The sequence below is a fragment of the Micromonospora sp. NPDC004540 genome, from assembly GCF_040610095.1.
Taxonomy (GTDB): domain Bacteria; phylum Actinomycetota; class Actinomycetes; order Mycobacteriales; family Micromonosporaceae; genus Micromonospora.
Genome location: NZ_JBEXLR010000158.1, coordinates 1 through 8826, shown reverse-complemented (window position 1 = coordinate 8826; position 8826 = coordinate 1). Strand labels below are relative to the sequence as shown.

The 8826-nt window shown below is 75.1% G+C and carries 10 protein-coding genes and 1 pseudogene; 4 read left to right on the top strand and 7 right to left on the bottom strand.

Features of this window, described 5'->3' with window-relative positions; all coding sequences use genetic code 11:
• The 3 genes from ABZV78_RS30485 to ABZV78_RS30475 form a co-directional block, all read right to left on the bottom strand.
• A partial coding sequence (locus ABZV78_RS30485) for a hypothetical protein (protein ID WP_355644144.1) occupies positions 1–1219 on the bottom strand: 1219 nt, incomplete at its 3' end.
• A gap of 157 nt (positions 1220–1376) precedes the next feature.
• Complete coding sequence (locus ABZV78_RS30480; RefSeq protein ID WP_355644143.1) at positions 1377–2402, bottom strand: anti-sigma factor RsbA family regulatory protein; 1026 nt, start codon at positions 2400–2402, stop codon at positions 1377–1379.
• Positions 2335–3162, bottom strand: coding sequence for an MEDS domain-containing protein (locus ABZV78_RS30475; RefSeq protein WP_355644141.1), 828 nt, complete (start codon positions 3160–3162; stop codon positions 2335–2337). The genes ABZV78_RS30480 and ABZV78_RS30475 overlap by 68 nt, the downstream gene beginning before the upstream one ends.
• A gap of 125 nt (positions 3163–3287) precedes the next feature.
• Here ABZV78_RS30475 and ABZV78_RS30470 point away from each other — a divergent pair, with 125 nt between their 5' ends.
• On the top strand, positions 3288–3746 hold the full coding sequence (locus ABZV78_RS30470; protein WP_355644139.1) for a GNAT family N-acetyltransferase: 459 nt from the start codon (positions 3288–3290) through the stop codon (positions 3744–3746).
• A gap of 28 nt (positions 3747–3774) precedes the next feature.
• Here the strand turns inward: ABZV78_RS30470 and ABZV78_RS30465 are convergent, their stop codons facing one another.
• The gene (locus ABZV78_RS30465; protein WP_355644137.1) at positions 3775–4290 is read right to left on the bottom strand and encodes a 2'-5' RNA ligase family protein; all 516 of its coding nucleotides are present in this window, start codon (positions 4288–4290) and stop codon (positions 3775–3777) included.
• An 83-nt stretch (positions 4291–4373) separates the two neighbouring features.
• On the opposite strand from ABZV78_RS30465, the gene ABZV78_RS30460 reads away from it, so the two are divergent.
• On the top strand, positions 4374–4883 hold the full coding sequence (locus tag ABZV78_RS30460) for a DinB family protein (RefSeq protein ID WP_355644135.1): 510 nt from the start codon (positions 4374–4376) through the stop codon (positions 4881–4883).
• Here ABZV78_RS30460 and ABZV78_RS30455 read toward each other — a convergent pair.
• Positions 4867–5019, bottom strand: coding sequence for a hypothetical protein (locus ABZV78_RS30455; protein WP_355644133.1), 153 nt, complete (start codon positions 5017–5019; stop codon positions 4867–4869). The two genes, ABZV78_RS30460 and ABZV78_RS30455, sit on opposite strands and share 17 nt — an antisense overlap.
• A 155-nt stretch (positions 5020–5174) precedes the next feature.
• Here ABZV78_RS30455 and ABZV78_RS30450 point away from each other — a divergent pair, with 155 nt between their 5' ends.
• Positions 5175–5558, top strand: a complete 384-nt coding sequence (locus tag ABZV78_RS30450; protein ID WP_355644131.1) for an SCP2 sterol-binding domain-containing protein — start codon at positions 5175–5177, stop codon at positions 5556–5558.
• Entirely contained in the window at positions 5555–7642 is a 2088-nt protein-coding gene (locus ABZV78_RS30445; RefSeq protein ID WP_355644129.1) for a glycogen debranching N-terminal domain-containing protein, read from the top strand. The genes ABZV78_RS30450 and ABZV78_RS30445 overlap by 4 nt, the downstream gene beginning before the upstream one ends.
• Before the next feature lie 22 nt (positions 7643–7664).
• Here the strand turns inward: ABZV78_RS30445 and ABZV78_RS30440 are convergent, their stop codons facing one another.
• Entirely contained in the window at positions 7665–8363 is a 699-nt protein-coding gene (locus ABZV78_RS30440; RefSeq protein WP_355644127.1) for a Pr6Pr family membrane protein, read from the bottom strand.
• Positions 8364–8401: 38 nt separating this feature from the next.
• Positions 8402–8826, bottom strand: a pseudogene (locus tag ABZV78_RS30435) (hypothetical protein); the annotation flags it as partial.

Below are 8826 nucleotides of genomic sequence, written 5' to 3'. Positions count from 1 at the left end.
CCGTCTCCACGCCGCCCGCGGCGGCCGCCATGACCGCCGCGGCGGCCAGGTCGGCGACCCGCTTGGCCTCCCGCTGCACCCGGGCCCGGGTCTCCTTGGCGTGCTGCTCGGCCAGATCCGCCGCCCGGCGCGCCTCGTCCAGCCGCTTGGTCTCGGCGACCAGGTCCCGGCGCACCTCGACCAGTTGCTCCTCCAGCGCGGCGCCCTGCTGCTCGATCGTGCCGATCTCCCGGCGGGTGCGCTCCAGCTGCTCGTCGACCGTCGCCAGCTCGGCCAGGAGCTGGGTGAGGGCCTCCTGCCGCTGCTGGATCTCCTGCTGCACCGTGGCGAGCTGCTCCTGGTGCGCCGTCGTCTCCTCGTCGGCTCGCTCGCGGACCTCGGTGGCGTACTGCTGGGCCTCGGCGACCAGGGCGGCGATGTCCCGCTCGGCGGCGCTGGCCCGGTCGGCCAGCTCCTGCTCGGCCGCGGCCCGCCGCTCGTCCAGCTCGCGGGCCATGGTGGCCTGCCACTGGGCCAGCTCCTGCTGGGCCTTGCTCCGGTTGGCCTGCACCTCCTGCTGGATCTGGGTACGCGCCGCCTTCACCAGCGCCTCCGACGCGGAGCGGGCCTGCTCGACCTGCTGGGCGCTCTGCTCGGCGATCCGCTTCGCCTCCTGCTGCGCCCGGTCGTGGGCCGCCTGCCCCTCGGTGCGCAGCTTCTCGGTCAGCTCCCGGATCGCGGTCAGCTCGGCCTGCGCGGCGGTGCGCCGCTCCTCGTCCGCCTTCACCTGCTCGGCCCGGCGGGTGGACAGCTCCTCCGCCAGCTCGTGCCGCTCCCGCTCCGCCTCGTCGCGCGCCGTGGCCAGCACCTTCTCCGCCTGCGCCTGGAGTTCGGCGGCGCGCTTGGTGGCTGCCTCGGTGATCTGCCCGGCCTGCTTCTCGGCCAGGTCGAGGATCTGGTCGACCATCGGGCCGAGGTCGCGGAAGGACGCCCGGTCCACCTGCGTGGGGCGCTGGCGCAGCTCGGCGGCCTCGGTCTGCGCCCGCTGCGCCTGCGCGGTCAGCTCCCGGACCTGGGTGTACGCCCGGTCCCGGTCGGCCGTCAGGGCGGTCAGTTCGCCGTCCATCTGCTCGACGTACCGGTCCACCTGGCGTTTGTCGTAGCCGCGCAGCGCCGGGTCGAACCTCGGTCGCGCGGACACGTCGTCGTGGGCCGCGAACGGTTCCTCGCCGTTGGACATGCGCCATCCTCCGTCGGTTCGCCAGCGCCAGGCCGGCGGATGACCGCCCCGCAGGGCATGATGAGGCGCAACGGTACCGCCGTCGGCGCGCGGGTTCCGCCCCGCCCCGCCCCCGACCGCCGGCACGGCTCCACACCGGCCGTCCGGACGGGTCGCGTCAGACCGGGAAGTAGGGGTTCCCCGCGGTCAGCCGGATGGTGAAGCCCTCGGCGTCCCGGTGCAGCGCCACGTGGTTGCAGGACTGGTGGCTGATCCAGAGACCCAGGCCGCCGGCGGCGCCGTTGCCCGCCGGCAGCAGCCCGGCGTACGGGTCGGTGGGGCCGGGGCCGCGGTCGTGCACGGTCACCACCATCCGGTCCGCGGCGCTCCACAGCCGCATCCGCACCGGCGGCACACCGTGCCGCAGCGCGTTGCTCACCACCTCGCTGACCGACACGACCAGGTCGTCGAGGTCGTCGACGCGAAGCTGGCCCCGGTGGGCGGCGCGCACCGCGTCCCGCGCCTCGGCCGGGGCCGGGTCGATCAGCTCGACCGTCGGCGCCGCCCGCTGCACCGGGTCGGGCAGCATCAGGTGGTGCTCGGCCAGGTAGCTCGTCGGCTCGGTGTAGCCGTCGGTCGCCACGTGACTGCCGTCCGGCAGCGCCACCCGGGGATGGGTGCGCGTCACGTCCGCCAGCACCCGGGACGGCGTGGTCCGGGAGTCGTACGCGCACATGCTCCAGAGCGGGAAGTCGTCGTAGGCGTGGTTGATGGCCGACTCGTAGCGGGCCCACCAGTCCCAGGTCGCGCCGAGCACGGCCGGCGGCAGCTCGCCGATGATCCGGATCTGCCGGGCGCTTCGGCGACGTACGAGCCCAGCAGCTTGCGGTAGGCGCGGATCGCGGCGGTGGGGCGGGCGTAGAGGTCGCCGCCGGGCAGGAAGGTGACCGCGGCGCCGGCGGGCAGGGCCCGGCGGACCAGTTCCGCGTTGCGCCCCCCGAGGCCCACCACGGCCGGTTCGCCGGCCTCGACCCCGCCGAGCAGGAACGGCAGCACCACGGCCAGCAGGTGCTCGTCGGAGTCGTAGAGGATCGCCTCGTGGTAGTAGCCCACGTGACCGGCGGCGGCTCCCGTCCTCATCGGACCACCTCCACCCGCACCTCGTCCAGATCGAGCAGCTCGACCAGCCGGGCCGCGGCGGCACGCGAGGTGCGCAGCACGGCGGTGGCGTCGTGCCGCCGCGCGTGGTCGGCCAGGTGCAGCAGGCAGCGGTGGTCGACGAAGCCCAGCCCGGACGCGTCGAGCACCAGCCGGCCGTCGACCGGTCGCGGGTCGGCCCGGTGCAGCGCGGCGGCGAAGAGCCGGTGGTTGGACGGGTCCAGCTCCCCGCCGAGCTCGACGACCGCCTCGCCGCCACCGGCGTGCAGCCGGAACAGCACGTCGGCGTTGGTCTCGGGATGCATGCAGGCCAGCTCGGCGATCGCCGCGTCGCCCAGCTCGCGCCGGTCGTAGGCGCAGACGGCCGACATCGGGTGGTAGCGCATCCAGCGGTCGATGAGGTGCTCGTAGCGGGCGAAGGCGTCGCGCTGGGCGACGGAGCGGACCAGCGTGGTGGCCTCGGCGAACACCCGCAGGCCGGTGTAGCCGGCGGCCAGCGCGTCGGTGGTGGCCGTCGCGTACGCCCGGACCTGCTTCTCCGGGTCGACGACCTCGTCGTGGCGGTAGGCCTGCTCCACCGGGAGCAGCCGGAGCGCGCGCCGGCCCAGCGCGGCGTCGAGACCGGGGAGGCGGTCCAGCCGGCGGGCCAGGGAGTCGTGGTCACCGGGGGCGACCAGCCAGACCTGCTCGCCGGCCGCGAGGCCCGCGGACAGGTGGGCGACCGCCCGGGCGTCCAGCGCCGCCGGGTCGTCGTAGGCGAGGCAGAGGTGACCGTACGTCGTCGACGACGCGCTCGCGCTGGTCATTCGGTTCGCCTCACGCGGCCAGTCTAGGCACACCTGGCGGGGAGAGCCGTCCGGCGTCAGGCGAGCGGGGGCCATCGGCGGCGGCAGATGGCGCAGAACCCGGTCCGACCGGCATCCTGGACGGCGTGCCGATCACCGTACGGGAGCTGACCGGGGCGGACTGGCCGCGGCTGTGGCCGATGCTGCGGGACATGGGCGTCGGCGACGAGCCCGCCGAGGTCCACCGGGAGCGTTTCCTGCTGCTGCTCGCCGACCCGCGCTGGGCGCTGCTCGGCGCGGTGGACGACGGCGGGCTGGCCGGGTACGCCGCGGCCCAGGACCACGGGCCGCACCTGCGCTCCGGCGACGCGCACCGCACCGTCCGCCTGCACGACCTGTACGTACGCCCGGACCGGCGCCGGTGCGGCGCGGGCCGCGCGCTGCTCGCGGCGGTGTCGGAGTGGGCGGCCGGGCGGGCCCGCCACCTGGAGTGGCAGGCCCACCGGGAGCGGGCGGCGCCGTTCTACGAGCGGCTCGGCCACCGCGGTGACCCGTGCCCGCAGCCCGACTACCCGACCTTCCTGGTCGATCTCGGACCGCGCTGACCGGCGGGCGAACGGCCGGGGCGGGCAGTCAGCCGAGCGGGTGGGAGATGCCCCGGGCGTGGTCGGTGACCGCCGCGCCGACCACGGTGGCGGTCAGCGGCAGCACCTCCAGGCAGCGGCGCACCGCCGCGGCCATCAGCGCGTTCGGCACCCGCATGGAGAGCGTGCAGTGCGGCACCCAGCGCCCCGGCTGGTAGTGCTCCACCAGGTCGATCCCGGCCCGGGCCAGCCGGTCGTGCACCGCGCCGTGGTGGGCCAGCAGCTCCGCGGTGGGAGCCGGGCCGAGCCAGAGCACCCGCCCGACGAACTGCCCGGCGTGCTGGAACTCCAGCCGCAGTGGGGCGGCCACCACCATTCCCGCGAGCGCCTCGGCGACCCGGTGCGGGTCGAGACGCGGCGCGACCGCCAGCGAGACGTGTGGCCGGTGCCGCTGTTCCAGCAGCGACTTCATGCTCTGCACACCCTCGGCCTCCAACGCGTCCCAGAGCACCCGGATCCGCCGGGTGGCGTCGGTGTCGAGATACAGCTCCAGCGCCGCGACCACGCGATCACCCTAAGGGGGTGAGGTTTGCCGTCCGGCCTGGGCGGTACAGCCCGGGGGAACCGACGGCGGAGGAGCGTGGACCCGTGGACGTGAACGACCTGCTGACCGAGGCGTACGGCCGGCTGCCCGACCTCGTGGCGGGGGCGCTCGACGGGCTCGACCCGGAACAGCTGCGGCAGGCCCCGGCCCCCGGGTCGAACCCGGTGGGCTGGCTGGTCTGGCACCTGACCCGGCTCCAGGACCACCATGTCAGCGATGTGCTGGGGGAGGAGCAGCTCTGGGTCGGCGGCCCCTGGGCGGGGCGGTGCGGGTTGACCGCGGACCCGGACGACACCGGCTTCGGGCACGGGCCCGAGCAGGTCGCCGGGGTGCGGCCGGAGGACGGCGGGGTGCTGCTCGACTACCACCGGGCGGTGGTCGACCGGACCCTGGCCCACCTGCGCGGGCTGCGCCCGGCCGACCTGGACCGGGTGGTCGACGAGAACTGGGACCCGCCGGTCACCCTCGGCGTGCGGCTGGTGAGCGTGCTGGACGACGACCTCCAGCACTGCGGCCAGGCCGCCTACGTGCGCGGGCTCATCCAGCGGGGTTGACCGCCGCCCGGGCGCGGGCCAGCGCGGCATGCCCGAGGTCGAGCAGGGCATGCCCGGTCACCCCCTGTTCCCAGGACTGGCGCTGCATGGCCAGCAGCGCGGCGAGCACCCGGTCGGTCGTGGCGTCCCCGGTCATCCCCATTCCTCCGGACTACCCGACTTCCGCCCCGGCGCACCAGCCCGACTCACCCGCACGGGGTGAGTTCGACTCACCCGACCCGCGGGGACGCTGCGGGAGCGGCCCGGAGCCGCCCGGCGGCGAGCCGCGAGCACGGACACGGGGAGGGACCGATGAGCGCCTCGGCGGCGGAGTACCTGGCCCGGCAGCTTCCCGGCCGACACCCTGACCTGCCGGAGAACACCGCCGGCACGCTGCGCCTGGACCTGCGCGACGGGGCGCGGACCGACCACTGGTATCTGACCATCGACCACCAGGAGGTCCGGGTGGATCGCCTGGCGGAGGAGGCCGACCTGGTGGTCCGCGCCGACCGGGAGGTGTTCGACCGGATCGCCGCCGGCCGGCTGAACCCGGCCGCGGCGCTGCTGCGCAACGACCTCACCGCGCAGGGCAACCTGCGGCTGCTGCTGACGCTGCGCAGGCTCTTCCCGGGACCGCCCGAGGCCCGGCATCCCCGCGAGGTGGCCCGCGCCGGAGGCCGGGTGGGTACGCGATGAAGCAGGAGCTGGTGAACATCCGGGCCGGCAACGCGTTCGCGCTCAGTGACGGGCAGGGCGACATGGAGGCCGACCCGTGCGCCCCGATCGGCCTGTTCTCGTTCGACACCCGCTTCCTGTCCCGCTGGGTGCTCACCCTGAACGGGGAGCGGCTGCATGCCCTGTCCCGGGACGAGCTGGCCTACTTCGAGACCCGGTTCGTGCTGGTGCCCGGCGCCGCCAGCCACTACGTGGACGCCGACGTGTCGGTGATCCGGCACCGGTCCATCAACGACAGCTTCAACGAGCGGATCACCGTGCTCAACCACTCCGCCGAGCCCGCCGAGTTCACCGTGCGGATGGACATCGGCAGCGACTTCGCCGACACCGCCGAGATCCTCCGACCCGAGCCGCGCCAGCCGGCGGTCGTCGCCGACGCCGTCCACCAGCAGCTGCGGATCTGCTACCAGCGGGGCCGGTTCACCCGGGAGAGCGTCGTCTCCAGCACCGCGCCCGCGGAGGTCGACCAGCGGGGCATGACCTTCCGGATCCGGGTCGCCCCGGACGGCACGTGGCACACCGACCTGCACGTCGCCATGATCATCCGCGGCGCCGAGGGACGGGACCTGCGGTCCAGTCTGGAGTCCCACCGCCAGCACGTCCATCAGGTCATGCCTGAGGACCTGGCCCGCTGGTTCGACCACGCGCCGCAGCTCATCGCCGAGCGGGAAACCCTGATGTCGGCCTACCGGCAGGCGCTCACCGACCTGGCCTCGCTGCGGTACATGCCGCTGTCCTACACCGAACGGGTGCCGGTCGGCGGGCTGCCCTGGGCGATGGCGCTGTACGGCCGGGACGCCCTCGTCACCTGCCTGGAGACGCTGCCGTTCACCCCGGAGCTGACCCCAGCGACGCTGCGCCTGCTCGCCCTGCTCCAGGGCGGCCAGCTCGACGACTACCACGACGAGGAGCCCGGGAAGATCCTCGCCGAGCTGCGGTACGGCGAGTCGGCTGCCTTCGGCGAGCAGCCCACCGCGTTCTACTACGGTGCCGCCGACACCACGCCGCTGTTCGTCATCCTGCTCGACGAGTACGAGCGCTGGACCGGCGACGTCGAGCTGGTCCGGCAGTTGCGCCACCCGGCCCGGATGGCGTTGGACTGGCTCGACGAGTACGGCGACCCGTACGGCGACGGCTACCTGCGCTACCAGCCCCGCAACACGGTCAACGGGCTGGCCAACCAGACCTGGCGGAACTCGCCGGAGGCCATCGTCGACCGGCATGCCGTCGCGCCGCCGTACCCCCGGGCGACCTGCGAGTTGCAGGGGTACGCGTACGACGCGAAGATCCGGGGCGCCCGGCTGGCCCGGGAGTTCTGGGGCGACCCCGGGTACGCCGACCGGCTGGAGGCCGAGGCCGCGCGGCTGCGCGAGCGGTTCGACCGGGACTTCTGGCTGCCGCACCGGGGCTACTACGCGCTGGCCATCACCCCGGACGGGGAGCCGGTGGACGCGCTCACCTCGCACCTCGGCCACCTGCTGTGGAGCGGCATCGTCGAGCCGGAGCGGGCCGACGCGCTCGCCGCGCACCTCTCCGGCCCGGAACTCTTCTCCGGCTGGGGGGTGCGCACCTACGCCACCGGGCAGCGGCCGTACAACCCGGTCGGCGCGCACCTCGGCGCGGTCTGGCCGTCGGACAACGCGCTCGTCGCGGCGGGCCTGCGCCGCTACGGGTACGACGCCGAGGCCGCCCAGGTAGCGGCCGGCATCCTCGCCGTGGCGGAGACGCTCGGCGGGTCGGTGCCGGAGGTGATCGCCGGCTTCCCGCGCGAGATCACCAAGTACCCGGTCCAGCTGCCGGAGGCCGGCCGGCCGCAGTCGTGGGCCTCCGGCGGCCTGCTCATGCTGCTCGCCACCATGCTCGGGCTGCGCCCCTGCGGGGAGAACCTGCTGGCGAACCCGTACGTCCCCGACGGGTACGGCCGGATCGAACTCCTGGACGTGCCGGGGCGCTGGGGGCGGGCCGACGCCTACGGTCGCGACCGCACCACCGGCCGGCGGGTCCGGGTCGGTGGCGCGGCCGGTCAGCGGCGCACCGTCGGGTGACCGGAGACCGGAAGGGCGACGGTCAGCGGGGCCCGGCCGCGCTCTCCTCCGGCGTGACGGCGGCGGCCGGGGCCGGTTCCGCCGGCACGGCGCGGGCCCGCCCGGCCAACCCCCGGTCGACCCCGACGAAGGCGAGCCCGAGCAGCCAGAACGCGACGGCGAAGAAGAGCGCACTGAGCCCCACGCCGCCGTAGCCGAGCTGCCCGGCGTCGAGGAACGGGTACGGGTAGCGGTGCACGACCAGCCCCCGCACCAGGGCGAACCCGAGGTACGCCACCGGGAACGCCAGCCACCACGCGGCGTACCGGGGGCACAGCCGGCCGCGCCGGTCGAACAGCGCCCAGTCGGCGATCGCCAGCAGCGGCACGACGGTGTGCAGGAACTGGTTGCCCCACCACTCGCCCGGCTCGCGGTGCGGCTGCACCATGGCGAACGGGCTGGCCGGGTTGGCGAGCACCAGGTGGTAGACCGTGCCGGTGATGGTGATGTAGAGGGTCACCGCGCCCTTGAGCGCGCTCGGCGGCTCCGGGCGGCCCTGCCAGGCCCGCCAGGCGGCGTAGCCGGCGAAGACACCGACCGCCACGTTGCTCTGGATGGTGAAGTACGGCAGCAGGCCGGTCACCGTGGCCGGGCCGAGCGCGGTGAGCACGATGCCGGCCACCACCCCGAGCACGACGGCCAGGCGGAAGAGGATCGCCAGTCGGCGACGCCGCGGAGTCACCGGGGCAAGCTATCAGCCCGTCCGGGGCGGATCACTGGTCAACGCGGGGAGGGGCGGACCGAGGCGGGCTTCTGCGCCGGCGGGTTGCCCGGCTGGCTGGTCGTCGTCGCGAGACCGGCCGTCGGGCTGCTGGGCGTGGGCTCCGGCCGGCCGGTGACCCGGGCGGTGGGCTCGGTCCCTGCCGTCGGGCCGGCGCTCGGCTGATGCTGGGCCGGGTCGGCGCCGGACCGGGTCGGCTTGTCCTTCCCGTGGAGCAGCCCGTCGCAGTAGCCGGGGACCTTCTCCCGACCGCCGGCGGCCGAGACCAGGTCGGCGAAGGGAGGGGTCTCCAGGGCACGGCCCCGGTCCGGGTTCTTCTTCGCCTGATAGGCGGTGCAGAGCCCGGCCAGCGCGGCCGGGCTGCCCGGCCGGTCGGTCGGGCCGGTGGCCGGGGTGGTCGGCCGGCTCGGGCCGGCCGACGGCG